At 59.9% G+C, this 26243-nt stretch carries 19 protein-coding genes; 6 read left to right on the forward strand and 13 right to left on the reverse strand.

Features of this window, described 5'->3' with window-relative positions; translation table 11 throughout:
* Positions 1 to 148: 148 nt before the first annotated feature.
* From GOB94_RS10725 to GOB94_RS10740, 4 genes are all read right to left on the reverse strand, one after another.
* Complete coding sequence (locus GOB94_RS10725) at positions 149 to 3778, reverse strand: discoidin domain-containing protein (RefSeq protein WP_182275919.1); 3630 nt, start codon at positions 3776 to 3778, stop codon at positions 149 to 151.
* Positions 3779 to 3921: 143 nt separating this feature from the next.
* Complete coding sequence (locus GOB94_RS10730; protein WP_182275920.1) at positions 3922 to 5469, reverse strand: PD40 domain-containing protein; 1548 nt, start codon at positions 5467 to 5469, stop codon at positions 3922 to 3924.
* 99 nt (positions 5470 to 5568) lie between these two features.
* Positions 5569 to 6819, reverse strand: coding sequence for an MFS transporter (locus tag GOB94_RS10735; RefSeq protein ID WP_182275921.1), 1251 nt, complete (start codon positions 6817 to 6819; stop codon positions 5569 to 5571).
* A gap of 88 nt (positions 6820 to 6907) precedes the next feature.
* Complete coding sequence (locus GOB94_RS10740; RefSeq protein ID WP_182275922.1) at positions 6908 to 7888, reverse strand: NAD-dependent epimerase/dehydratase family protein; 981 nt, start codon at positions 7886 to 7888, stop codon at positions 6908 to 6910.
* 397 nt (positions 7889 to 8285) lie between these two features.
* On the opposite strand from GOB94_RS10740, the gene rfbD reads away from it, so the two are divergent.
* Positions 8286 to 9194 (forward strand): dTDP-4-dehydrorhamnose reductase, encoded by a 909-nt coding sequence (gene rfbD, locus GOB94_RS10745; RefSeq protein ID WP_182275923.1) that lies wholly within the window; start codon positions 8286 to 8288, stop codon positions 9192 to 9194.
* Between the two features lie 19 nt (positions 9195 to 9213).
* On the opposite strand, the gene rfbH is transcribed toward rfbD, so the two are convergent.
* From rfbH to rfbB, 5 genes are all read right to left on the reverse strand, one after another.
* A complete protein-coding gene (gene rfbH / locus GOB94_RS10750; RefSeq protein ID WP_182275924.1) occupies positions 9214 to 10575 on the reverse strand; it encodes a lipopolysaccharide biosynthesis protein RfbH in 1362 nt (453 codons plus the stop codon).
* Between the two features lie 39 nt (positions 10576 to 10614).
* Complete coding sequence (rfbG, locus tag GOB94_RS10755; protein ID WP_255483855.1) at positions 10615 to 11724, reverse strand: CDP-glucose 4,6-dehydratase; 1110 nt, start codon at positions 11722 to 11724, stop codon at positions 10615 to 10617.
* The gene (gene rfbF, locus GOB94_RS10760; RefSeq protein WP_182275925.1) at positions 11685 to 12458 is read right to left on the reverse strand and encodes a glucose-1-phosphate cytidylyltransferase; all 774 of its coding nucleotides are present in this window, start codon (positions 12456 to 12458) and stop codon (positions 11685 to 11687) included. Before rfbF ends, rfbG begins: the two co-directional genes overlap by 40 nt.
* Positions 12459 to 12623: 165 nt before the next feature.
* Positions 12624 to 13499 carry a glucose-1-phosphate thymidylyltransferase RfbA gene (gene rfbA / locus GOB94_RS10765; RefSeq protein ID WP_182275926.1) on the reverse strand — a complete coding sequence of 292 codons (876 nt, stop codon included), beginning with the start codon at positions 13497 to 13499 and terminating at the stop codon, positions 12624 to 12626.
* Positions 13496 to 14599, reverse strand: coding sequence for a dTDP-glucose 4,6-dehydratase (gene rfbB / locus GOB94_RS10770; RefSeq protein WP_182275927.1), 1104 nt, complete (start codon positions 14597 to 14599; stop codon positions 13496 to 13498). Before rfbB ends, rfbA begins: the two co-directional genes overlap by 4 nt.
* A gap of 182 nt (positions 14600 to 14781) precedes the next feature.
* On the opposite strand from rfbB, the gene rfbC reads away from it, so the two are divergent.
* The gene (rfbC, locus tag GOB94_RS10775) at positions 14782 to 15342 is read left to right on the forward strand and encodes a dTDP-4-dehydrorhamnose 3,5-epimerase (protein ID WP_182275928.1); all 561 of its coding nucleotides are present in this window, start codon (positions 14782 to 14784) and stop codon (positions 15340 to 15342) included.
* Positions 15343 to 15580: 238 nt separating this feature from the next.
* A complete protein-coding gene (locus GOB94_RS10780; RefSeq protein ID WP_182275929.1) occupies positions 15581 to 16627 on the forward strand; it encodes an acyltransferase in 1047 nt (348 codons plus the stop codon).
* 39 nt (positions 16628 to 16666) lie between these two features.
* On the opposite strand, the gene GOB94_RS10785 is transcribed toward GOB94_RS10780, so the two are convergent.
* From GOB94_RS10785 to GOB94_RS10805, 4 genes are all read right to left on the reverse strand, one after another.
* Positions 16667 to 16954, reverse strand: a complete 288-nt coding sequence (locus tag GOB94_RS10785) for a hypothetical protein (RefSeq protein WP_182275930.1) — start codon at positions 16952 to 16954, stop codon at positions 16667 to 16669.
* Positions 16951 to 17319, reverse strand: a complete 369-nt coding sequence (locus GOB94_RS16880; protein WP_255483857.1) for an NAD-dependent epimerase/dehydratase family protein — start codon at positions 17317 to 17319, stop codon at positions 16951 to 16953. Before GOB94_RS16880 ends, GOB94_RS10785 begins: the two co-directional genes overlap by 4 nt.
* Before the next feature lie 173 nt (positions 17320 to 17492).
* Positions 17493 to 19340, reverse strand: a complete 1848-nt coding sequence (locus GOB94_RS10800; RefSeq protein ID WP_182275931.1) for a capsule assembly Wzi family protein — start codon at positions 19338 to 19340, stop codon at positions 17493 to 17495.
* Positions 19341 to 19710: 370 nt separating this feature from the next.
* Entirely contained in the window at positions 19711 to 20856 is a 1146-nt protein-coding gene (locus GOB94_RS10805; RefSeq protein ID WP_182275932.1) for a glycosyltransferase, read from the reverse strand.
* A gap of 623 nt (positions 20857 to 21479) precedes the next feature.
* Here GOB94_RS10805 and GOB94_RS10810 point away from each other — a divergent pair.
* From GOB94_RS10810 to GOB94_RS10820, 3 genes are all read left to right on the forward strand, one after another.
* Positions 21480 to 23435, forward strand: a complete 1956-nt coding sequence (locus tag GOB94_RS10810; protein WP_182275933.1) for a polysaccharide biosynthesis tyrosine autokinase — start codon at positions 21480 to 21482, stop codon at positions 23433 to 23435.
* A complete protein-coding gene (locus GOB94_RS10815) occupies positions 23435 to 24439 on the forward strand; it encodes an SLBB domain-containing protein (protein ID WP_182275934.1) in 1005 nt (334 codons plus the stop codon). The genes GOB94_RS10810 and GOB94_RS10815 overlap by 1 nt, the downstream gene beginning before the upstream one ends.
* 422 nt (positions 24440 to 24861) lie before the next feature.
* A complete protein-coding gene (locus GOB94_RS10820) occupies positions 24862 to 26226 on the forward strand; it encodes a hypothetical protein (protein WP_220464914.1) in 1365 nt (454 codons plus the stop codon).
* Positions 26227 to 26243: the final 17 nt, after the last annotated feature.

Genomic DNA, 26243 nt, shown 5'->3' on the forward strand with positions numbered 1-26243 from the left:
GGTGGTGGCGCGGGCGAAGGGCTCCCGCAAAGTGCGCGAAGTTTAACGCGGAGTTTCGCCACGGTGGCTGTGGTGGGGTAGGCAGTGTCGCCCTACTCATGACGAGGGAACTGTCATGAGTAGGGCACCCAGATGTATAGCGGATGGATTAGAGGTTGAAGCCTTCGAGGGTTAGGGCGGGCTGTTCGTTGCGGGTGTCGGCGTGGGCGAGGTCGATGGTGAGGGTGCGGGTTTCGTTGGGCATGAGGGTGATGTAGTTGTCGGAGTAGATGGCGGGGAGGATGCGGTCCTTGGTCGTCTGGCGGATGGCCTTGAGGCGGACGAAGACGGCGGGTGTTGGTGAGGTGTTGGTGAGGGTGGCGGTGAGGAGCCAGCGGTCCTGCTGGCGGGCGGTGGTGGTTTGCGCGGTGACGTGGGCTTTGGCGAGGGCGCGGAGGGCGTGGTAGTCGTCCTTGACGGTGCCTCGGTGGTAGAGGTTCTGGGAGAGGACCTTGCCATGCTGGGTAAGGGTGAGGCGCAGGAAGTGGACGGCGCTGAGGGTCGCGGGGTACTCGATGGGCATGACGGTGACGGTGGAGTCTTCGCGGCTGGAGAGGGCGGCGGATTTTTTGAGCTGGCTGGAGCCGTCGAGGTTGAAGATTTCGAGGGTGGCGGTGAGGGCGGTGAGGTCGCCGGCGTTGTAGTTGACGACTTCGAGGGTGTCGGCGAAGGCGTTCCACTGGATATGGACGGGCTCGGAGGCCTTTTTGCAGGCAAAGTAGGCGGCGGTGGGCTCGAAGAAGTAGTCGTAGGTCTGCCAGACGAAGGAGGGCCAGCAGGGATGGCTCATCCAGAGGAGCAGGCCCATGCGGTACTTGGATTGCGCTTCGAACATGGCGCGGTAGGTGTCGTAGTTGACGAACTGAGCTAGGGTGGTCCAGTCGCGGGCGTTGGTGGCACCGCCGTAGTTGTCGGCGATCATGCTGAGGAAGGTGGTGCCGCCCTGCGCGCCTTCGAGGGTGAAGTCGTGGAGGCCCCAGTCGAGGGCCTGCGGCCATTGGGCGGACTTCGGCATCATGAGGTCGAGGCTGTCGTAGGGTGGGATGTTGGGGGCGCCGAGCTCGGAGTGGAGCTTGGGGTCGGCGTGCTCGAAGTAGAAGGGCGGCAGGAGGGCGCGGTAAGGGCCGTGGCCGCTGACGGGGCCGTCGGCGGAGCTACCGATGTAGTGGATGCCGGGGTGGAGCTCGGAGAGGAGCGCGGGGATGCCTTTGTCGAGCGGGGCGGGTGGGAACCACTCGTTGCGGCCGCAGTAGAGGCCGATGCTGGCGTGGCGGCGGATGCGGCTGATGAAGTCGCGGGCGTTGTTGAGGAAGAGGGTGTTGTCGTCGGGGATGGGGCCGTCCCAGGGGTTGGCGAGCCAGAAGTCCTGCCAGACGACGATGCCGTGGCGGTCGCAGGCCTCGAAGAAGGCGTCGTCGCCGATCTGGCCGACCCAGTTGCGGATCATGGTGAAGTTCATCTCGCGGTGGTAGCGGACGGCGATGTCGTACTCGCGGGCGCGGTAGAGGAGATTGTTTTCGCCGAAGCCCCAGTTGCCGCCACGGGCGATGAAACGGCGTCCGTTGATGTAGAGGTGCAGGTTGCCGCCGTTCTCGTCGGCGGTCATCTGACGGATGCCGGCTTTGAAGGCGGCGGTGTGGTGGGTGCGGCCTTCGGCTTCGAAGCGGAGGGCGACGTCGTAGAGGTGCGGGTTGCCGTAGCCGGTGGGCCACCAGAGTTTGGGGGCGGCGATGTGCAGCGGTTTGAGCTGGATGGCGCGGCGCTCGTTGGGGGCGAGGGTGACGGGGTGCTCGAATGTTAGTTCGCCGAAGGTGCCGTGGAGGGTGCCGGTGACGGAGGTGGCGGTGTGGTTGACGGCGAAGAGTTCCAGGGAGACTTCGGCGCTGGTGATGTCGGGCAGAGGGAGTTTGCTGGTGACGAGCGGGTCTTCGAGGGTGACGGCTCCGGTGTGGGTGAGCGAGACGTCGGCCCAGATGCCGGTGTTGCGGCCGCGGATGGTGGGTATCCAGTCCCAGCCGATGGAGGCGTGGTAGGTGGGGTTGTCCGCGCCGAGGGCGCCGCCGTTTTTGCCGGTGGTCTGCCAGGTCTTTTGCTTGCAGCTGCCGGGGGTGGCGTTTTTGAGGATGCGGACGGCGAGGGCGTTGGGCTTGGAGGTGCTGAGTTTGGAGGTGATGTTGAAGTTGCCGCGGGTGAAGCCGCCTGCGATGTCGCCGAGGCGGTCGCCGTTGAGGTAGACCTCGGCCTTCCAGTTGATGCCGTCGAAGTTGAGCCAGGCGATCTCGCCTTCGGGGGTGGCGGGTGAGGGGAATTCGGTGCGGTACCAGAAGTCGGAGTAGAAGAAGCTGTCGGAGATGTGGAGCTGGTTCTGGCCGTAGTTGGGGTCGGGGATGGCGCCAGCGTTGACGTAGGAGGTGAGCGCGGTGCCGGGGACGGTGGCGGGGAGCCAGTCGGCGTCTTTGAAGCCGACGGTGGAGAGGGATTCGCCGGTGAGATCGGGGGCGCTGGCGGCGCGCTGGATGCGCCAGCGGCCTCCGGCGAGCGACTGGCCGATGGTGGACGGGAGTGGAGCGGAATGGGGCTTTATGGTGTAGCCGCCGCGGCCGAAGACTTCGAGCTCGGAGAGGATGTAGCCGTTGGGGGTGGCGGGGCGCGTCATGAGGACGCGGAGGTAGCGGGCGTGCGTGGGGGCCGCGAGCTTGATTTCGTCGAGAAGAGCGTCGGTGGTGGGGAGCGGGTGGAGGTCGTGCCAGGTGGCGGCGTCGTCGGAGATTTGGAGCTTGCCTTCGGCGGCGCGGGCGATCCAGTGGAGGGTGACCTTGTCGAAGGTGGCGTGGGCTCCGAGGTCGACGTAGACCCATTCCTGGTCGAGGCCGGCGGACTTCCAGGCACTGGTGAAGTGGTAGGGGCCGCCGATTTCGATGCGTTGGGCGCCGTTGTAGAAGGAGACGTCGCCGATGCGCCAGAGGAGGCCTTTTTGTGTGGCGTCGTGGGCGTGGGTGAAGTCGACGCGGTAGAAGTGGATGCGGCCGGGCTGGGCGAGCGGCAGGGCGATGCGGAGGAGATGCGAGCCGGCGGCAAGGTCGGGTGGGAAGTTTTCGGGAGGCAGGGGAGCGGAGCCGCGGGCGGTGGCGGACTTGCTCCAGGTGTGGCCGTCGGCGGAGGTGTAGAGGGTGAAGATGAGGTCGGCGGGGGAGACGGTGTTGGGGACGGCGGCGAAGAGGGTGATGCGGTCGATCTCGGGGACAGTGTCGCCGCCGAGGTGGAGCTCGATGGAGGGCTGCGGGCCGGGGACGTCGATGGCACTGGCGGCGAAGTGGTTGACGAGGCCTTCGCGGTACTCCTTGGAGACGATGGAGCCGTTGACGAGGGTGGTGAGCCAGGTGGGGAGATCGGTGGAGACGATGCCGTCGGTGACGAGCTGCGCGGTGAGGTTGTAGTCGTAGGCGGAGGAGTGGAAGGCGGGACGGAGGAGCGCGAGGTTGCGGTAGGCGCCGGAGGTGTCGGGGATGAGGGTGGGCGCGAAGTTTTGGGAGGGCGCGCCGGGGTAGAGGCCGATGCCCTTGGTGAAGGCTTCGGTGGTGTGAGTAGCGGCGGCGTGGGTTGGGGCTTCGAGGGCTGCAGTTGCGGCGGGGTGCAGCGGGTCAGGATGAAGTGAGGCGGCGAGGGCGTTGCGTGAGAGGGCGAGGCCGGTGCCGGCGATGGCGGTGGTCTTGAGGAAGTCGCGACGGGATGAGGACATGCGGGCTCCGGAGGTTACAGGTGAGGCAGCGGGTGCGGTTGTGGCTCTACGAGCGAGAAGCAGGTTCCTCGCTGCGCTCGGAATGGAAGAAAGAAAAGCAACGGCAACGGCAAAAGCAACGGCAAAAGCAAAAAATAAGCGTACTAGTTCTGCGGGAGGAGTTCGTAGCTGACGAAGGCGAGTTTGGAGCTGTCTGGCGACCAGGAGGGGACGTTGATGGTGCCCTGGCCGCCGAAGAGTTTGGCGAGGAGTTTGGTTTTGCCGTCGGCGAGAGACATGAGGCGGAGTTCGACGTCTTTGGCGGCGGGGTGGCCGGTGACGGAGGGGTCATAGGCGAGGTAGACGAGCCATTTGCCGTCGGGCGAGGGGTGCGGGAACCAGTCGTTGGTGGGCTCGGTGAGGATTTGTTGCTGGACGCTGCCGTCGGGCTTCATGCGCCAGAGCTGCATGTGGCCGGAGCGCTCGGAGTTGAAGTATATCCAGGAGCCGTCGGGGGCGTAGTCGGGGCCGTCGTCGAGGCCTTTGGCGGTGGTGAGGCGGGTTTCAGCGCCTCCGGCGACGGGGACGGTGTAGATGTCGAAGTCGCCGTTTCGTTGAGCGGTGAAGGCGAGGCTGCTGCCGTCGGGTGACCAGCCGTGCCAGTAGGACGGGCCGGTGGGGGTGATGGGGCGCGGTGTGCCGCCAGCGGTGGGCAGGAGGTAGATGCGCGAGGCGGCGTCGGGTGAGGATTGGTCGCTGATGGCGAGCTGGGAGCCGTCGGGTGAGAGGCCGTGGTCGTTGTTGATGTGCGACTGCGGGCCGGTGGGGATCTGTGTGGGGGTGGCTGTAGCTAGATCGAAACGGTAGAGGAGACCACTCTGGTTGAAGATGAGGGCCTTGCCGTCGCGGGTCCAGTTGGGGGCTTCGAGGAGTGTGGGGGAGACGTAGGCGACGCGACGGTCGGTGGAGGCGACGAGGACGGTTTCGAGCGTGCTGTAGAGGGTGGGGCTGCCGGTGGCGGGTGGGAGCTGCTGGAGCTCGACGTTGGAGAAGAGGGCGGTTTCGGAGACGTCTTTGTCGTGGGAGCAGACGCCGAGGCCGATGTAGAAGTCTCCGGTGAGCGGGATGCGCATGGCGGCGCCGGAAGGGGCGAGTTTGCCGGTGTTGTCGGAGACGAAGAGGTAGGCGTAGTTGCCGCGCTTGAGGATGCGGATGCGCTGCGGAGCGGAGACGGCGGACTCGACCTCGTGGGTGTCGGCGTTGGGGGCGTCGCGGAACTGGAGGGAGGTGAGGCCGTTGCCGTGGCGGGCGGCGTCGATGTAGACGGAGCCGGGGCCGAGGGTTTGCCGGAGCACGAGGACGGCCTTGCGGTGGTCGTTGCCGGTGGCGCCGACGAAGGCGATGTCGGCGGAGAGTGAGACGTCGCCGGAGACTTTGGTGAAGAGGAAGTGGAAGGCGTCGGAGCCGAACCACATGTTTTCGCCGGAGCCGGTGATGGTGTAGGTGTTCTTTGCGGGGTCGAAGCGGGCGGAGCCGGGGTGGAGGACGGTGCCGATGTCGGCCTGTTGGGTGAAGATGCCGAGGTTGGGTGTTGCGGGGATGAGGGGATGGGAGCGACGTCGCTGCGCGTGGATGGCAGGGAGGCAGAAGAGGGCCGCGGCGAGAGTGAGTGCTGTGGGGACGCCGTTGAAGATCACACTGCCGGATTTCATAGGGCCTAGCCTCTTTTGGGGGAGCCGATGCGTGATGTTGGTGACGATAACATCTGGTGTTTTTTCGTCTGTAACGCTAGCACAGCGCCGAAAGGGTTGTCAGCCCTCGGCGGCCTGTGCGAGCAGGGTGGGGGAGCCGAACGTTGCGTAACTGAGCGCGCCGAGGAGCGTGACGACGCTGCAGATGATCAAGGCGAGTGTAAAGGAGTGCGTGGTGTCGAGGAGGAAGCCGGTGATGACGGGGGCGGCGGAGGCGATGAGGAAGCTGGCGAAGTTCTGGAGCGGGCCGAGCGAGCCGACGTAGCGCTGGCCACCGATAACCTGGACGTATCCCCAGCCGGAGGTGCCGGCGAAGTGGATCATGAAGAGCGCACCGCTGATGCCGGCGATGGCGGCAGTGGTAGAGGTAGCGTGGGCGACGAACCAGGTGCTGGCGGCGGAGAGCACCATGCCGGTGAGGATCTGCGAGTAGTGGACGCGGGCGAGGGAGGCGCCGTGGCGGGTGCGCCAGTCGGCAAGGGCCCCGCTCGAAAACATGCCGAGGGCCCCGAAGAGAAAAGGGATGCCTGCGAGGAAGCCGGTGTTGGCGAGCGAGAGATGGCGGGCGGTCTGGAGGTAGCCGGGGACCCAGGAGATGTAGAGCCAGTTGGTGTAGTTGATGCCTCCCCAGCCGAGCATCATGCCCCAGACGACGCGGTGGCGGAGGAGGAAACCGAGGGTGTCGGTGGTGTGGGAGGGGATGTTGGTGGTGGCACTGGCTGGCGAGCGGTAGAAGACGTACCAGGCGATGGCGATGCCGAGTCCGGCGAGGCCGAGGAGGATGAACATGGCGCGCCAGCCGGTGTGCAGGATAAGCAGAGCGAGGATGGCCGGTGCGATGGCGAGGCCGATGGTCTGCGACATGCTCATGACGGCGGTGGCGCGGCCACGCGAGCGTGGGGAGAACCACTCGCGAGTGGCTTGAACGCCGGCGGGGTAGAAGGGGCCCTCGCCGGTGCCGAGAAGAATGCGCAGGACGATGAAGGCAGAGAAGCCGCGGACGTAACCTGTGAGGACCTGTGCGACGGACCAGAGCGTGAGGCCGAAGCCGAGGGTCTTGCGGGCCCCGAAGCGCGGCAGCAGCGTGATGAGTGGGAGCTGCGAGATGCCGTAGGCGAGCGAGAAGGCGGAGAGAAGCCAGCCCATCTGCGTGGCGGAGAGGTGCATCTCGGCGCGGACGGAGTTATTGGCGACCGAGAGCGAGGCGCGATCGAAGAAGTTGATGACGCCGGCGGTGAAGAGCAGGATGAGAGTAACGGCCTGGCGGAGTGGGGTGCCTGGATTGTTCGATGTGACGGCTTCGTTGCTCATGCGACTCCAAGGGTACTACCTGGAAGCTGCGACGAGAACGAAGCTGGAGCGGCACGCTCGATCCTGGTGGCGTCGATGGCGATGAAGCCTAGCGAAGGAGCATCTGGCTTTCGATCCACTCATATGTGCGCCGCAAGCCATCCTTCAGGCGGATCGAGGGCTCCCAATCCAGGTACTGCCTGATTTTTGTGTTGTCGCTATTGCGCCCGTTCACGCCTTTGGGTGCATTGAGGTTGTAGCGGCGCTGGAGCTTGATACCGGCAATTTCTTCTGCAATATCGACGAGCTGGTTGATCGTGACCAGCTCACTGCTGCCGAGATTGATCGGCTCCTGAATGTCGCTGTCAAGAATCGACTGGATGCCTACGGTGCAATCGTCGATGTACATGAAGCTGCGGGTCTGGTTGCCGGTTCCCCAGATCTCAATCTCATGTTTGCCGGAGAGCTTGGCCTCGATGACTTTTCGGCAGATTGCTGCGGGTGCCTTTTCGCGCCCTCCATCAAATGTGCCCAGCGGCCCATAGACGTTGTGGAAACGGGCCACGCGCGTTGTGATTCCGAAGTCCTCCTCGAAGTGACGACACATGCGTTCGCTGAAGAGCTTTTCCCAGCCGTAGCCATCCTCGGGCAGCGCAGGATAAGCGTCTTCTTCTTTGAGCGCAGTGACATTGGGGTCTTTCTGCTTTTCTCCGTTGTAAACACAGGCCGAGGAAGCATAGAAGAACCGCTTCACTCCCTTATCGCGAGCTGCCACGAGTAGATGCGTGTTCACCAGGACACTGAGCATGCAGAGAGCCTTATTGTTTTCGATGAAGCCCATGCCGCCCATATCGGCGGCGAGCTGATACACCACGTCCATCCCATCAAGCGCCTGATAGCAGGCTTCTTTTTCGCTGAGATCGAGAACCAGGTTTTCGACTCCGGGAGTGGTTTGATACCAATCCTGAACCGGCTTGATATCGACAGCCCGAATCGCTGCGAATCCCCTGTCTTTCAGATACTTCACCAGGTGCCCACCGATGAATCCACCCGCTCCACAAACAACCAGTTTCCGATCCGTTCCTGTCATGAACACTCCTGCGTAACAACTCCCATGGTGACGGAGCCCTGATTTCACTTTCTGCATTATGCAGCCAGTCACCGATAACGATTGTCATTGTCGTGTATCTAGCATGTCATGCATGAGACTGCTGGCCCACTATCAGTTCGGCGAGCAAGCTGGTAGTGGGCAAAGCCGCAGGACCTCAATAGCGTTGCACCGGCGAGCCGATGGCGTTACCCCTTCGGCCTCGGCTAACGCGCGGCTTATTCCGTCGCACATCCAACTGAAAGACGGACGCTGGCTGAAGAGGTATGCGAGGAAGAAGGCGGAGAGGGGCCGACCATCCGGATTGCAGGAGGCGCGTTCGCGCCTAGAATAAATAAATGCTGTGCCTAGAAAGCAAATAACAGGAGATTCATAGTCAATGGCGGGACGGATTTTGCTGACAGGTGTGAGCGGTCAGGTGGGTGCAGCGCTGCTGCCGTTGTTGCAGCCGATGGGTGAGGTGGTGGCCCCGCTACGTGCCGAGCTGGACCTGAGCGATGCCGAAGGCGTGAGGCGCGTGGTGCGTGAGGTGAGGCCGCGGTGGATCGTGAATCCGGGGGCTTATACCGCGGTGGACAAGGCAGAGAAGGAGCCGGAGCTGGCATATGCGGTGAACCGCGACGCCGTGCGCGTGCTGGGTGAAGAAGCTGCGTCGATTGGGGCAGCTGTGATTTCGTTCTCGACGGATTATGTGTTTCCGGGTGATGGCACAAAGCCGTGGCTGGAGACGGATGGGACGGGGCCGCTGGGAGTGTATGGAGCGTCAAAGCTGGCGGGAGAGCAGGCACTCGCGGCGAGTGGCGCGGCCTACATGGTGTTCCGAACGAGCTGGGTCTATGGAGCTACGGGCAATAACTTTCTGAAGACGATCCTGCGGTTTGCACGCGAGAAGGAAGAGATGAAGATTGTCGCGGACCAGCACGGCGCGCCGACATGGAGTGAGGACCTGGCCCGGCTGACAGTCCATGTGATGAAGCGGATGGAGGATGCCGCCGAGGGGCGGTCGCTGGCCGATACTGTCCGCGAGGCGGGTGGTGTGTATCACGCTTGTGACGCGGGTGAGACGACGTGGTTCGGGTTTGCAAGCGAGTTTGTGCGGCTGGCGCAGTTGAAGGAGCCGGAACAGCGGTTTGCAAGGCTGCTGCCGATTCCTTCGAGCGAGTATCCGACGCCGGCGAAGCGGCCGCTGAATTCTCGAATGAACTGCGAGAAGCTTAAGAAGGAGCTTGGATTCACCATGCCAGAGTGGAGAGAGTCCGTGGCGCAGGTGATCGAGCGGCTTGGCTGATGGCGTATGGATTGCGCTGTTAGCGTCGCGCGATGTCGTGGAAGCTCTCGATGATGTAGTTCAGCATGGCGTCGGTGAGACCGGGGTAGACGCCGATCCAGAAGACGTTGTGCATGATGTAGTCGGTGTTGGGCAGATCGCCGATTTTGCGATATTCGATGTCGAGATATGCGGGCTGGCGGAGGAGATTTCCTCCGAAGAGAAGGCGCGTATGAATTTTGCGCTGCGTGAGCTCTTTGATGATGTCGTCGCGCTTGAGGCCTGACTCAGGCTTGACCGCGATGGGGAAGCCGAACCAGCTGGGGTCGGAGCCAGGAGTGGATTGAGGGAGCGAGAGGACATCCTGCAGGTCGCTGAGGCCATCGTAGAGTGTCTTGAAGTTGGCGCGGCGCGCAGCGATGAAGCCGGGCAGCTTCTTGAGCTGTGAGACACCGACCGCTGCCTGCATGTCCGAGAGCTTGAGGTTGTAGCCGATGTGCGAGTAGATGTACTTGTGGTCGTAGCCGCAGGGGAGCTCGCCGAGCTGCCACTCAAAGCGCTTGCCGCAGGTGTTGTCCTGACCAGGCGCGCACCAACAGTCGCGGCCCCAGTCCCGGAAGGACTCGACGAGCTTGGTGAGCTCGGGTTTCTGGGTCATGACGGCGCCGCCTTCGCCCATGGTGATGTGGTGGGCAGGGTAGAAGCTGGCGGTGGAGACGTCTCCGAAGGTGCCGACACCCTGGCCCTTGTAGGTGGCGCCGACGGCGTCGCAGCAGTCTTCGATGAGCCATAGATCATGCTTTTTGCAGAAGGCCGTGACGGCGTCGAGGTCGAACGGGTTGCCGAGGGTGTGGGCGATCATGACGGCGCCGGAGCGGTCTGAGACGGCGGCCTCGAGCTGGGTGACGTCGATGTCATAGGTGTCGAGCTGGACGTCGACGAAGACAGGCACGAGGTTGTTTTGAATCGCGGGATTGATGGTGGTAGGAAAGCCGGCGGCCACGGTGATGACTTCGTCGCCGGGGCGCAGAGCGCGGTCGCCGAGCGAGTTTGAAGTGAGAGCTGAGAGAGCGATGAGGTTCGCGGAGGAGCCGGAGTTGACGAGGCGGGCGTCGCGCACGCCCATGACGCGCGCGAAGAGGCGCTCGAACTCCGCGGCAAAACGGCCGGTGGTCAGCCAGAAGTCGAGCGAGGCGTCGACGGTGTACTGGATGTCTTCGGCGTCGAAGACCTTGCCGGAGACGGGGATGTCGGACTGGCCGGGGGTGAACGAACGCGGAGGGAATGCCTCGGCGTGGTACTGGGTTACGAGCTCGCGGATCTGCTCGCGGAGCAGGTCTTTCCGGGGCTTTTCGGCGGAGCTGGCGTTGCCCTCTGCTGTATGTATGTTCGTCAAGTCCATGATCTGTCCCCGCATCTTTATGCCGCAAGGTTTTCCCGATTACGCGGTCGGGTTTGACGCGTAGTGTTCGATCTGCCTGAGAGAGAACGACCGGATGTCGCCTCCGTGGTAGAACTCACGATACCAATCGACGGTGTGGGCAAGGGCTTCGTCGAGCCGCCATCGAGGCCGCCAGCCGAGCAGCGTGCGTGCCTTGGAGGAATCCAGATTGAGCAGGTGCGCCTCGTGGACGGCCTGTTCGTCTTCGGCGGGTACCCACGCCGCGCCATCGCCCCAGGCTTTGACCATCGAGTCCGCCAGATACCGGACGGGCTGCGCGCCGGCCTCGGATGGGCCGAAGTTCCAGGCACCGGTCACGGATTGGCCGTCGGTGAACGGCCGCTCGGCGAGGGTGAGATAGCCGGAGAGGGGTTCGAGAACGTGCTGCCAGGGGCGGACGGCGCGAGGGTTGCGGATGATGGCCGGCTGGTTTGCTGTGAAGGAGCGGATGATATCGGGCACGAGGCGATCCGGCGCCCAGTCCCCGCCGCCGATGACGTTGCCGGCGCGTCCAGACGTAATCGCGACCTTGTGTTCGGAGTGCTTGTCAGGCGGGAAGTACGACCGCCGGAAGGCAGCGGTGACAAGCTCCGCGCAGCCTTTGCTGCTGCTGTAGGGGTCGTAACCACCCATGGCCTCGTCCTCGCGATAGGGCCACACCCACTCGCGATTTTCGTAGCATTTGTCGCTGGTTACGATGACGACGGAGCGCACCTCCGGCGTGTGCCTGACCGCATTCAGCAGATGGACCGTACCCATGACGTTGGTAGCGTAGGTCTCGACGGGGTTCTCGTAGGAGTAGCGGACGAGAGGCTGGGCTGCCATGTGAATGACGATCTCCGGGCGGAAGGAGCGTATGGTCCGTTCGAGGGTGTCGGCGTCGCGCACGTCGGCGATGGTGGAGGCCATGTCCTTCGCGAGGCCCAACGCCGAATAGAGATTCGGGGAGGTGGAAGGCTCGAGGGAGTATCCGCTGACTTCGGCGCCCATCGAGAGGAGCCATAGTGAAAGCCAGCTTCCCTTGAAGCCAGTGTGCCCGGTGAGAAAGACCCTGCGGGATTTCCAGAAGTTCAGGGCCATATCTTCCAGCTCGCTTTGCCCCGAGACCATAGATCTTCGAGGTGGTTCTTGTCCCGGAGAGTGTCCATCGGTTGCCAGAAGCCGCGGTGGCGGAAGGCCTGGAGCTGGCCTTCCCGGGCAATGGTGGGTAGGGATTGCTGCTCCCATGCCGTGGAATCGCCAGCAATGTAGTCGCCGATTTTTGGCGAGAGTACGAAGAAACCCGCGTTCACCCATTGGCCGTCGCCGATTGGCTTTTCGTAGAAGTCGAGCACGGAGTCGCCTTGAAGGACGACAGAACCGAAGCGGCCGGATGGCTGCGCGGTGGTCATGGTGGCGAGCTTGCCGTGCTGCTGATGGAACCTGATGCTGGCGGAGATGTCGATGTCCCCGACGCCGTCGCCGTAGGTAAGGCAGAAGGCGGGATCGTCCTGAACGTAGGGAAGCACGCGCTTGATGCGGCCGCCGGTTTGAGAGTCATTGCCCGTGTCGACGAGGGTGACACGCCAGGGTTCGGCGCGGCGGCTGTGGACCTCCATGCTGTTTCCGGCGATGTCAAAGGTGACGTCGGAAGAGTGGAGAAAATAATTGGCGAAGTACTCCTTGATGGAGTAGCCCTTGTATCCCAGGCAGACGATGAAGTCGTTCACGTTGTGGGTGGAGTAGATTTTCATGATGTGCCACAGGATGGGATAACCGCCGATTTCCACCATGGGCTTAGGCCGCTGGGTGGTCTCTTCGCTGAGACGACTTCCCAAACCTCCCGCCAGTATGATCGCCTTCATCGTTCGCCAGCCCCATTTCGGAGACAAATTGAAGAGTTGCGATCGTCGCGGTGCTGTTTGCGATCGCTACCGCTATCGTATAACCCTTGCGGGGCTTAGTGACGAAGATAGCCGGGATTCCGGAGAGCGCAACCAGGGCCGGTGCAGGATCAGTGTGAGGCGCGCCTAGTAGACAGTCTCTTGAAGCATCTGCCGGAGATAGTTGGCATAGGTGCTCTTTCCCATGTTGGCGGCGAGAACTTCGAGCTGGTCGCGGGTGATGAAGCCCTGGCGGTAGCAGATCTCTTCAGGGCAGGCGACCTTGAGGCCCTGGCGGTGCTCGATGGTCTGGATGAAGTTGCTGGCTTCGAGCAGGGAATCGTGGGTGCCGGTGTCGAGCCAGGCGAGGCCGCGGCCGAGGAGCTGGGTGCGGAGCTGGCCGCGGTCGAGATACCAGCGGTTGACGTCGGTGATCTCGAGCTCGCCGCGTGGGGAGGGCTTGATGTGCTTCGCGACGTCGACGATCTGGTTGTCGTAGAAGTAGATTCCGGTGACGGCGTAGCGCGACTTCGGGTTCGTGGGTTTTTCTTCGAGAGAGATGGCCTTGCCGGTGGAGTCGAACTCGACGACGCCGTACCGTTCGGGGTCGGAGACAGGATAGGCGAAGACGGTGGCACCGGAGGTTAGTTTGGCAGCCGCAGCGACGGCCTTGGCGAAGTCGTGGCCGTAGAAGATGTTGTCGCCGAGGACGAGGCAGCAGCCTTCGCCGGCGAGGAAGCCTTCGCCGATGAGGAAGGCCTGGGCTAGGCCATCGGGCGAGGGCTGGACAACGTAGTTGAGATGGATGCCCCACCGTGAGCCGTCGCCGAGGAGCTCTTCGAAGCGCGGCGTGTCGCGGGGTGTGGAGATGATGAGGATGTCGCGGATGCCCGCCAGCAGCAGAGCTGAGAGCGGGTAGTAGATCATCGGTTTGTCGTAGATGGGCAGCAGCTGTTTGCTGATGGATTGCGTGACCGGATGGAGTCGCGTGCCAGAGCCGCCGGCGAGAATGATGCCCTTCATTTGACTGCTCCTGCTTTTTCAGCGGCTGCGCCTGTGCGATGGCTGTAGTTGGCGGACATCCACTGCTGGTAGCTGCCGCTGGTGACGCCTTCTACCCATTCTTTATTGGCGAGGTACCACTCGACTGTCTTGCGAAGGCCGGTTTCAAAGGTCTCTTCGGGCTTCCAGCCGATCTCGCGCTCGATTTTGGTGGCGTCGATGGCGTAGCGGCGGTCGTGGCCGGGGCGGTCCTTGACGGAGGTGATGAGCTGCGCGTGCGGCTTGTAGGGCGAGTCGGGGACGAGCTCGTCGAGCAGAGCGCAGAGAGTGTGGACGACTTCCTTGTTGGTGCGCTGGTTGTTGCCGCCGACGTTGTAGGTTTCGCCGGGGGTGCCTTTTTCGAGGACGGCGGCGATCGCCTTGCAGTGGTCGATGACGTAGAGCCAGTCGCGGACCTGGAGGCCGTCGCCGTAGATGGGCAGCGGCTTGCCGGCGAGGGCGTGGGTGATCATGAGCGGGATCAGCTTCTCAGGAAAGTGGTAAGGGCCGTAGTTGTTGGAGCAGTTGGTGGTGAGGACCGGCAGTTTGTAGGTGTGAAACCAGGCGCGAACCAGCATGTCCGACGCGGCCTTGGAGGCAGCGTAGGGGCTGTTGGGCGCGTAGGGTGTGGTCTCGGAGAACGCGGGGTCGTTGGGTTCGAGGGTGCCGTAGACCTCGTCCGTGGAGACGGCCAGGAAGCGGAAGTTCTTCTGATCCTCTTCGCTGAGAGTCGCCATGTAGTTGCGGGCGGCCTGGAGGAGGGTGAAGGTGCCGTCGATGTTGGTCTTGAGGAAGGCCTCGGGGCCGAGAATGGAGCGGTCGACGTGGCTTTCGGCAGCGAAGTGGACGATAGCGCGGGGCTTGTGCTCGGCGAAGACTTTGGCGACGAGCTCGGCGTCGCAGATGTCGCCGTGTACGAAGGTGTAGCCAGGGTTGTCCTGCACGGAGGCGAGGGTTTGGAGATTGCCCGCATAGGTTAGCTTGTCGAGGTTGACCAGTGGGCCTAGACCCTGACCAAGCCAGTGAAGGACGAAGTTGCCGCCAATAAAGCCTGCACCTCCGGTTACTACAATGCCGTTCATTATGCGACTCCAACTAGTATAGAAAATCCGGTGAAAGACTACAGCACAGGTTTTTAAGTCCGTCTACGAGCTTGGATGCGCCTTGGCCTCGACGGTTGTATCTCTATAGTAGGCATAAGTGAACAGAGACGCTATGGAAATGGCAGAGTGCAGAAGACGACTGGATTTGATTTACTAGAAGAATGCAGATTGTCGATACGCCCCTTCGTGATGTGAAGCTTGTGCGCCCCACCAAGCATGGAGATGACCGCGGCTGGTTTGCTGAGGTTTTCAACGCAAAGAGTTTTGCGGCGGCCGGTCTGCCGGAACGGTTCGTGCAGGACAACCAGTCATTTTCGCGGCGCGGCGTGATGCGCGGACTTCATTATCAGCTTGGCGAACAGCAGGGGAAGCTGGTGCGCGTGCTGAGCGGGCACATCTGGGATGTCGCTGTGGACTTGCGACCGGGATCGCCGGACTTCGGTAAGTGGGCAGGGTTTGACCTGTATGGTGAGGATATCGAGTTTTTGTGGATTCCCGAGGGGTTTGGGCACGGGTTTGTGGTGGTGTCCGAGACGGCGAATGTGCTGTATAAGGCGACCGGGTTCTACTATCCGCAGGGCGAGCGGTGCGTGCGGTGGGATGATCCGACGCTGAAGATCGCATGGCCGCTGGAGGGAATTGGGACACCTGCGGTTTCGGCGAAGGATGCGGTAGGGAGCCTACTGGCAGAGGCGGAGTTGCCGCCGGAGTATCAGGGGTAAAGGACCGGTCTGATGCACTTCACGAGTGGGGATTCCGCCCCAATACGTGTGAAGCAATGGGTCTATCGTCGTTGTCGTCTCCATGCAAGAGCAGGCCTCTTTTACAGGCCCTGAGCTACACTGGCAGGAGGTTGGCCGTTGAAGTCTCTGGCGGCCCTGAGCGTAAACGCGGCATAGCCGCCTGGGGAAAGGTGGTAAAACAATGGGGTCCGCTGCGTCGATTTCAGAACGTTCGGTAATGGTTACGAAGACTCCGTCGCGGCGCATCGAGTTTCTTGATGTTCTTCGCGGGTTGGCTGCATTACTCGTTCTGATACAGCATAGCGTTGAATCCACCTCGCCGTCGTTCGCTCATTTTACGAACCACAACTTCAACTTAGGTGAGATTGGCGTTGTTATTTTCTTCATCGTCAGCGGATTCATCATCCCGGTCAGCCTGGAGAAGTACAACTCGCTCCCTAAGTTCTGGGTGGGTAGAGTGCTTCGTCTGTGGCCAACATATACAGTCAGTTTGATTGTGATGCTGTTGCTAAACCGGTTCCTGCCAATGTTGCCGCCTTATTACGAGCAACATCCATTGGGGTTTATTGTCGGCAACATCAGCATGATTGGGGAGTACCTGGGAATACCTTTCGCGCTTGGGACTTACTGGACCCTCTCGCTTGAACTTGCGTTCTACCTGGTCTGCTCGGTTCTCTTCTTCTTTGGATTTCTGAAGAAGACCGAGCTTTGGCTTTGGGTTTCCGCACTATTGCTGCTCTTTAGCCAAATAGGGCTCGGCCTTGCGATTCACAGGACGTTGCCGTCAGGCCGACTGGGTCTGATTGTGACTGCATTTTTTGGAACACTGCTGTACCGGTTGCTGTCGGAGGGGTTTCCTGCGAAGCGTGTTTATGCTGTTCTGCCGGTTCTCTTTGTTGTCTTTTCGGTAGGCTTTTGGCTGAGATATAAGGTCTATGCATCACCGAATAATTCGGTGGACACTTCCAATGCCATTGTGAGCTGGGTGATAGCCTATGCCCTCTTCATGCTGGTGTTCGCGTTGCGAGCCAGAAAGATGCCCCGCATCCTCATCTGGATCGGGCAGATCAGCTATCCGCTGTATCTGTTTCACGGCGTGACCCTCGTCATCCTAAATAAGATATTCCCATCGGGTTGGCCGCTTCGCCTTTTGATTGTATTGAGTGCCGGGCTGCTTGTGTCCGATCTCGTTCATCGCTTTATCGAGAAGCCTGTGGCTCGCTTCCAGCACAGGATCATCCCGCACAAGCCGGTGGTCGTATAGGCCGGCATCACGGGACGAGAGCCCAGATGCTGAGGTAAATCAGAGCTGAGCGCGGTTGAGCCATGTGTCGCAGGTACAGCGGAGCCATTCCTGCAGAGTGATCTTGTGGCGCCAGCCGAGGGCGTGGATGCGGGTGACGTCGAGCAGCTTGCGGGGCGTGCCGTCGGGTTGGGTGATGTCGAAGACGAGTTCGCCGGAGAAGCCGATGGCCTGCAGGATGAGGCGGGCGAGGTCGGCGATGGAGATGTCCTCGCCCGTGCCCATGTTGATGAGGGTGGGAGCGTCGTCGCGCAGTAGTGAGCGGTAGGTTGGGTCGTCGAGGTTCATAGGTTCATAGGGAAGAGAGCGGCGCTGGCGAGGTCGTCGGCATGGAGGAACTCGCGTCGGGGTGTACTGGTTCCCCATACGATGAGTTGTTTTGCGTCGGCGCGGCTGCGGGTGATGATGTTGGTATAACCAGCGGCGAGGAGCGCGCGATGGATCGCAGAGCAGACGAGACCGCGATGTAGATGCTGTCGCTGGCGGTCATGAAGGGCGCGTTGGGTGGGATGGGTCTTCGTAGATGTAGTCGATGCGCGGTGTTGAGAAGCGCGGCGCTTGATGCCGTGTACCACGTAACCCTTCGCGAGCAGGAGCTCGGCTAGGTATGCGCCGTCCTGCCCGATGACTCCGGTGATGAGGGCCTTCTTCATGATGAACGCACGGTGGGCACTTCCTGCATGGCAGTCTGCATGCTAGCTTAGTATGGCGCCACTGGTTGGTGTGCTAATCCCAGCTGCGGTGGGCAGGAGATGTCGCCGCTCTTTGCGAAGAAGAACCGGCGCCTTATGCGAGGGCACCGGTTCGGGGCTGAGTGTAGCGCAGGTCAGTGGGGAAACGCTGCACCGCTGTGCAACTCCGGGAACCAGGTGAACTGGAACGAGACGGTGGTGTCTTTGTTGAGGCCGTTGCCGGGGACGTAGATGGGAGCTTTCCAGCCTTCGTACTGCAGCCAGGCATTCATCTCGATGTCTTTGCGCAGGCGTTTAACGACGTTGACGGTGAACTGGTTCTGAGTAGTGCCGCCGGGGATGAAGTCCTTGGGAGTTTTTTTGTTCAGGTACTCGACTTGAATCCACTCGTTGGGCGAGAGGTGATAGGTGAGCCATGCCTGACCACCCTTAGCCTCGCGGCCGATCCAGTCACCCATGATAAAGCCCTTATTGGTGTAGCCCTGGACCTGGATCGTCTCAAAGTAGTTGAACCTTCCGTTGAGGCTGCGCAGGGTGGAGGTGTCCGTGCTGACGCCTTCGATGCGGAAGTCGAGTTTATGCAGTCCGGGGAATTGAGATATATAGACGCCGGGACGATAGGCGGCACGTCGTGGGGCGCTGGGAGGTGTGACGTCGTCGTGTGAAATGGCGTCTGTATAGAGAGTGACGTAATGGCTCAGGAAGGGCAGACGCCAGCTGAAGTTGAAGTCGCTGTAGCGTGCGCCGGGGTCCTGCGCGGAGAATTTGACGGAGGGATTGTCGGCGGTGTCATTGAGGTTGAAGACGCTACGTAAAAAGGTATGAAGGGTGATGGGCTCGTGACCTTCGCCACCCCAGATGACAGTACGCTGGAAGCCGATGCGGACGTTGGGGGTAGGAGCGAAGCTGAACTCTTCCGAGTGGACCCAGGGAGAGTTTGGATCGGTGTGGCCCTTGAGAGAGCCGACGAAGAAGTCGTAACGGAAGGGACCGGTCAAATCGGAGAGAAGGGGAATGTGCAGGGGATCGACACGGTTGATGCGGAAGGAGTAGATATCCTGTGCGTTATTGCTCCAGGCCAGGGCACCGCCGGCCGCGGGCCCGAGCCAGGCGTCGGACTTGCCTCCCGAGATTTCGTGTCCGAAGAGATGTACTGAGAGCGCAGCCTCTTGAAGCGCGAAGGTGTTGGTACTTGGTATGGGGCCTGTGGGGATGGTGGCTTGGTGAAGGTTGTATCCAGAGTAGGGGATGGTGTCGATGGCGGAAAGCTGTGCCGAGAGTGCCTGAGAGTAGCCAGCGCCGGAGGGAGCATGTTGATACTCGCCACGGACGTAGAGCGAGAAGATGCCCATCTCATTGACCGTCGAGAAGCCAGTGAAATTATTGAAACCTGACTGGTAAGGGCGTCCGTAGTCATTGGCGATCGTCTGGCCAAGGTGATAGCTGTCGCGGAGAGTCTGGCCGTCGATGCCTATGAAGCGCGTGTATACGGTATCGACGCCGTATACGGTGCCGCGGGCCCTGCCGGTGGCAGGCATCTCAGCCGAGACGTAGTCCTGCAGGCTGACCAAGATTCCTTCAGCTTCCTCATTGCGGTCCGCGACAACCTTGTCCCGGGTGGCATTCAACATGTGCAGAAGGCTGCGCCGTGTGTAGGGACGCATGTTGATGAATGCCGTGTCGAGGTACCCCATGGAGTAGAGGCGCAGGACCAGCGGGTAGACAAAGCTGTCTACGGGAATGTAGGTGGAGCCGAGGGAGTCGGATGCGCCGACGGGATCTTCACTGGGCCTCTCATAGGCGAAGAAAGATGGCTTCTCGACGATAGGGATGGGATATGCCTTCGGCTGCGGGTTAGCCGGAACTGACTTTTGTCGCGGCTGGCTACCGTCAGGGATCGGGGTCGCTTTGGGTGGAGGGCCATCGGGTATGGGCTTGGCTTGCTGGGTGGAAGAGTCCTGAGCCAGGGCCCGGGATGGCATCACAAATGAGCCGAAAAGCACTAGAGGGCCAGCAAATACCAGCACCCGCGAGAAGTTCTGAAGAGACGTGACGTTGTACCCGAGTTTCGGTTTTACACAACGCATAGATGATGTTAGATGGCGCAAACAAGACCTCTTGACAAAGCTTAAATCGTATTGGGGAGAACGGTCAGGGGAACTGCTCTTTGGCCTTGCGAGAGCTGAAGGATGCGTTGCCGACACAACGCATCAAGATATTTGTACGATGCCAGAAAGCAGTAGGCCGATGAATGCAACTGTTAGAAATGTTAGTGCGATTTCGGATGCCGCGCAGGACATGACGGGATCGTCACACGCGAATTGGAAGTTCCGAAAGGTGGGATCGCTATATTCAGGTCAAGGCACCCGTTGCCGGCTGGGACAGGAGGTCATTGGCAATCTTTGCAAAAGCGATAATGAAGGCCTGCTCTGTGAATTTGCTGGCGTGAGCGCGCATGACATCGGTTTGGAAGGCCTCGGGTTTCTGTTCAAAGCGAGTGATACCGTCGACAAGGCCCTCGGTTGTTTGCTGGTGGTAGAAGACGGCGGTGTCTGAGGTCATGGAGTCGAGGATGCCACCGTGCGCGTAGGCGATGACGGGGCAACCTGCGGCGATGGCCTCGAGGGGGACAATGCCGAAGTCCTCAATGCCAGGAAAGAGCAACGCCTTGGCCCGGCGGTAGTGATCGGCAAGCGCCTCATCGTCGAGGGCGCCGAGCATCTCGATGGGAGCACCGAGAGAGTTCGCGAGTTGAGATAGAGAGTCAAACTCTGGCCCCTTGCCGATGACTTTGAGGCGGCGGCCGAGATGGTGGCAGGCATGGATGGCGTCAGCCACGCGCTTATAGGGGACGAGCGCACTGACGACGAGGTACCAGTCTTCTGGGGCACGTTCGAGGGCGATGAATCGGTCAATCGCGACAGGCGGTGGAAGTACGACGGCGTCGCGATGGTAGATGCGCTTGACGCGCTCGGCAATGAAGGAAGAGTTGGCGACGAACAAATCGACACGGCCAATAGTGGCGCGGTCGTAGCGCTGGATGAGCGACAGTATCGGGCGGTAGACGCAGCGGGAGAGAAACCAACCATGACGCTCGACACCAAAGTACTCTTCAAAGAGGTCCCAGGCGTAGCGCATGGGGGTGTGAATGTAGCAGATGTGCCGAGCGCCGGAGTGGCGCTTGACCATGGACTTGGCCACAGCGTGCGAAGTAGAGACGATGAGTTGAGAGGCGTCGGCTTTGTGCAACTCGGCGAAGAGCGGGAAGAGCGGCAGATACTGTCGATACAGGGTGCCGGAGCGGGGCATGGTTTGTAACAGGCTCGTGTGGATAAGATGACGGGCGATGGTCGGAGAGGCAGAACCTCTGACGTAGACCAGAGTCCAGATGGGAGCGTCAGGGTAGAGCTGGCAAAGTGCGGCGAGGACCTTTTCACCGCCTCGCATGCCTGTGAGCCAATCATGAACGAGGGCGATCCTGGGCTTGGTGGCGAACATGCCTCCTGAAGGCTGTGATGTCATGTCTATGGGATAAATCGACTCACTCTAAGAATAAACCAAATTTTGTACGTTACGTAGCGGTCGCGACTCGAAGATGTGCAGGCGCTCCTCCTGTAGCCAGAAGAAAGAATTGTCCGTCGACAATCATGTTCTCTTGCTTGTTGTACGCGAGCTGCACCTCGGCATTCTGCATGAAACGCCGATATCTCGAGGAAGTTATTGGCAAACCGGGTGATTCCAAATTAATGCGATAGCCAGCTCGAGCTGTGGGCCTTTACACTTAAAGTCCTGCCTTTGCGGGGTCATTGCGGGCATACAAGGAGTTGGCGCATTCTGGTACGATGAGATCGATATAAACCGCGCCGAGGAACGCTCCGACTTTGCCACAATCTGCTACCAACAACACATCCCCGCAGGGGTTGCAAGAAGCATTTGATGTTCAGACGGACCAGGCGGCGGACTTGCCATCCCTCGCGCGAATATGGGTCGGTCTACTTCGCCGCCGCCGCATCGTCCTAGCCGCTTTTCTAGTGGGTCTGCTGATAGGTACTGCTCTCTTGTTCAAGCCCAGGAACTACCTCTCAGTGGGGTTATTGCGAATTGAGCCTAGCCGAAGCAGCATGTTTCAGCTATCGGCATCCTCGGCCTTGCAAGGCTCATCATCCCTAGATGACAAGCTCAATACCGAGGTGCTGGTCTTGACCAGCGATTCATTGCTGCTTCATGTCGCCAAGGACCTCGACCTCGCGAACAAGCCGGAGTTTTTCGAGCCCGCCCGCACTCGCCACCAGGTACTTGATGCCCCTGAGACACGCGATGCAATCATTGCTCAAATGAAGAAATCGCTGGACATCGCACATGTTCCGAAGTCGGAGATCATTAGCATATCGGCGACGACTCATTCGGGATCGCTGTCAGCAAACCTGGTAAATACTCTCATCAATGACTACATTTCGAACTCGCTCGAAGTGCGGTTTGGCTCCACACGCCGTGTTTCGCAGTGGTTGATTGGGCAGTTGAATGAACTGAAGGGGCAGGTCCAATCAGACCAGGAAAAGTTGGTGGATCTCGAAAGCAAGCTAGGTTTGCTTGCGCTTGATCCCAGGAATCCTGCCTATCTGAATGCGGGGGCGCTTGCAACATTGAGCCGAGCCTCGAGCGATGCAACGCTTCAGCGTATTGTTGCCGAGGCGCGGTATCGATATCTGAATGAGTCGGATCCCAACCTGATCGAGAGCGAGCAGGCCGTATTGGGCGGCGAACAGTCGCAGAACTCGCTGCTGAAGAATTTGCGCGCATCACAAGCGGATGCGCTGGCGAACTATGCGAGTCTAACGGCACAATTTGGGAAGAACTATCCAGCGGTCAAGGAAGCGAAGGCAAAGGTTGACACTCTGTCGCAACAGATCAAGACTGAGGAAGATCGTATTCTGAGCCAATCGAAGCTTGCATATTCCGCAGCTACCGCTAACGAAGCGATGACGAAGACTGCGCTTGCGGAACAGCAGAAAGATGCCTTCCAGTCGCGAGACGAGATGGTCCGGTATGCCATTCTGCAGCGTGAGTACGAGTCGCATCGCACGCTCTATGAGGGGTTGGTCCAGCGACTAGAAGAGGCGAGTGTTGACTCGGGGCTCCAGTCGGCGCAAATAGATGTGGTCGACCTTGGAGTGCCGCCATCGCGCGCCCGGCTGCCTTCTCCGTGGATGTTGTTTGTTGGGGCGGTGTTTGTGCTGTTGCTGCTGGGAGCCATTGCAGCCGTTACGATCGATCTTCTGAAGGCGACCTTCGAGACGCTCGAAGAGATAGAGCAGGGGCTGCATCTACCCGGCTTATGTTTATTGCCGCTGGAGACAGACGAGGACCAACACCTCCCATTCGTGTCCATCACCAAACCAACCACGCATTATGCGGAAGGTATACAGATGGTGAGGAATGCTTTGTTGATGGCCAAACCTGATGAGCGAAACAATCTATTCATGGTTGTGAGCACTGTGCCTGCGGAAGGAAAATCGACGATTGCACGTGAGACGGCGGCAACGTTTGCCGAGCACGGTTCGAAGGTTTTGTTAATCGATGGCGATCTTCGTAAGCCATCGCAGCACATTCGTATGGGGCTGCGGCGGGAGCCAGGTCTTACCTCTGTGGTCAGCGGCGCGACTACCTTTGAGAAGGCGGTCCAGCGACCAGCAGGGGCCGACAATCTATGGGTATTGACCGCCGGGGCGGCGCCTCCAAATGCCGCTGTGGTGTGGGGATCAGAGAAGATGAAGGAGGTGCTGGATTATTGCCGGAGTCAGTTTGACTATGTGATCCTTGACTCGGCCCCAGTGTTGGCCGTGGCCGACTCGGTGGTTGCAGCCACTCTAGCAGACTCCGTTGTTCTTGTGATTCGCCACCAAACCGTGGACCAGCGGTCGATTCGCCAAGCACTGACTCAACTAAACCGAGCGGGCGCACACGTTGCCGGCGTTGTGTTGAACGCTGTTGACCTCCGTTGGAATCGCTATACGTCCTATTATGGCAACTACACTTACGGGGCATACGGTGAAACTCAGTCGCGGGGAGGCGAGTGATGAAGCTATTTGGGAAGTTGTCGCCACCATTGGCTGCAGCTGTTTTCATGACGGCCCTGGGAGCATCGCAGGCACGGTCGCAGGTTGTTGGGGGATCGGTGCAAATTGGGCCTGCGAACCCCACCTATTTCCAGCCTAAACTCGCAGTGGATGAACCGCTTCTTGCATCATTGATGTCTGTAGTTCCAGGCCCTATTGTGATTGCTCCAGATGACACTCTCCATATTTCTTTGGATGGTGCATCGACATACACCACGGACGTTCGCGTAGAGCGTGATGGGACAATTCAGTTGTCTTATCTGACTCCGTTAAGGGTCACGGGCTTGACCGTCGAAGAGGCGGAGCGAGCTATCAATGGAGCTTTGGTCCGCAACAATCTGGTTCTGAATCCAGCGGTCAAGGTCGTTCTTGCAAAGCAGCCATCATCTGTTGTGGTGGTAAATGGTGAAGTGCTTCATCCAGGCGCTTATCCGACGCTCGGAGGGCTTACTCTAGACCGCGCGATTGCTGCGAGTGGAGGTCTACTTTCAGGAGCGTCTCCCTACGTAGTTTTAACCCGTAAGGGCTTGGATGAGCCAATCATGATTCCACTGGGTTCCGATGCTGCTCACTCCCGTTATGGGGACATGCAAATGCTTAACGGTGACAAGCTGCAGATATTGCGCGTGGGCAACTACTATGTGGTTGGAGCCGTAAAAAATCAAGGAGCGTATCCCCTCAAAGGCACAACGCCTACCACTGTGGGCGAAGCCCTGGCGGCTGCCGGGGGCTATGGGTTCGAAGCGATTCTCAACTCAACAACCATTGCCCGGACAGAGGGAAACCATCGAGTTTTGTTGACCGTACCGGCAGCCAAGATACTCGCAGGCAAGGCGCCGGATGTCGCATTGATGAACGACGATATTGTGTTTGTACCGACGTCCAAGACGAAGGCCGCTATAAAGGGCGGCGCAAGCGGTCTAATTGTTTCTCTTGCCAGCACATACATTTATGCCCATCCATAGTCCAGCGTGATATACAAGATTCGAAGTCGAAACGGCACGGGAACCCCAGTAGCGTCTGGGCGTCATGGTCTCGAGAGCCTGCAGGCTTGGCATGGTCACGTTATATCTACTAAAGCAGCACTGGTTTCTGATATGCCCGCTACACTTCGATGTCTGCTGCCAAGGCTTTCGGTAGCCAGTTTATTGAATGCTGTTCTGGTATCCTGTGTGGAGTTTTATGAGACACCTGGTGCTTTCCCGGTCGGATCGGATCGAATCCGGCGCACTCAGGTCGTGGAACGGCTACAGGGCTGTTCCGATCCTGTAGCGGAAGGACTTGAGCGCTTCCCAGAGCCTTCTCTGGCAGGCGTTGTGTGGAGACTTCAATGTGCAGCTGAGCGCTGGCAGACACTGTGCCGGATAAATCGCTGCCAGGAGTATTAATGCCAACTGGAATCGGGCTGGTCTTCATCTTCGTGGGACTCTATTGTTTCTTTCGAAAACGGGACTATCTCTTCCCGCTACTGCTGTTTTCCACAATTTTCCCCGCTACCAGCGCGATCAGCTTTGGCAATTTGGGGATCATGCCCTACTACGTTTTGGCTCCGATGTTTGTAATCGCGCAGATATTCCAGGGTGGCATAAAAAAGCGATTTCAAGGGGACGTATTCCTTGTAGCTTTCGCGGTTCTCGGTGTGCTTTCGGCCATCTTGTGCCCGCTGTTTTTTGCGGGAGTTCAGGTCTATTCTGAACACCTCGGGACAAGTGATCTCGTCTTTCAGACATTCCCGCTGGTGTTTAGTGTAGCCAATGCTGCACAAGCAGGGTATTTGCTGATGAATGTTCTGGTGGTGTTTGCAGCTGCTTCTGCCTTCAAATCAGACAAAGTGTGGATAGGAATCAACGCGGCCTTTTATTGCATGATTGGGACTATCGCTGGTGAGCTTGTAGCCCTCCTCCTGGGTGTTCCATTTCCATATTCTCTCTTCGAAAACAGTCCAGAGACCGCGTCCATGCAGTTGATAGCGCTGGATCCGACGACTCGTCTTCACGCCACATGCGGGGAACCCTCCTATGCTGGGCTCGTTCTCGTGGTCCTTTTTTCTATCTATTTCTATCGATCCTATGTGCTCAGTGAAGAGGGTTGGAAGGCGATCCTCTGTGCGGTAGGACTGTTTCTCGTTCGCTCCAGCAGCGCTATGGTTGCGCTGGCCGCGGTGATAGGTTTGGTTGTCGCGTTCAATCTGCCTGTTCGCGTCGCCTCTGCTACTGCATCGTCTTCCATTCGTATGCGACAGTTGGTGCGATTAGTAGGTATTGCTGCAGTGATAGGGATTGCGCTCCTGTCGTCAAGTGGCAGAGACCTTGTGCAGCGATGGATAATCGACAAGCCGGGATCGGGGTCATACGAGCACCGAACGACGATGGACAAGTATTCGCTGCAGTTGGTTGGAAATACCTATGGCATCGGTGTTGGAACCGGCAGCTATCGGCCGTCGAGCTTGCTGGCCAGTCTGCTTGGCAATGTAGGGGTATTGGGTACCATCCTCTTCGGCATGACATTCCTTGGAATTATCCGTGGGGTTCCGAGAAATAAGGCATGGCTACGATGGGCGATGATTGCTGCGCTTCTTGATATGGCGATCGCCATCCCCGATATCACCGAGCCATTTCTATGGGCTCTCACCGCCCTCGTGGTTCATGTTTCGCTGCCTGGTCGGATGCTTGCCGGTTATGTGCTTCCGAAACGACCCTATGGGACCCTCCCGAGTGTTCAGCGGCAGATCGTTCAGTCGGCCGATCACTAGCTCACCGCTGCAGGATA

The sequence above is a fragment of the Granulicella sp. 5B5 genome, assembly GCF_014083945.1.
GTDB lineage: Bacteria > Acidobacteriota > Terriglobia > Terriglobales > Acidobacteriaceae > Granulicella.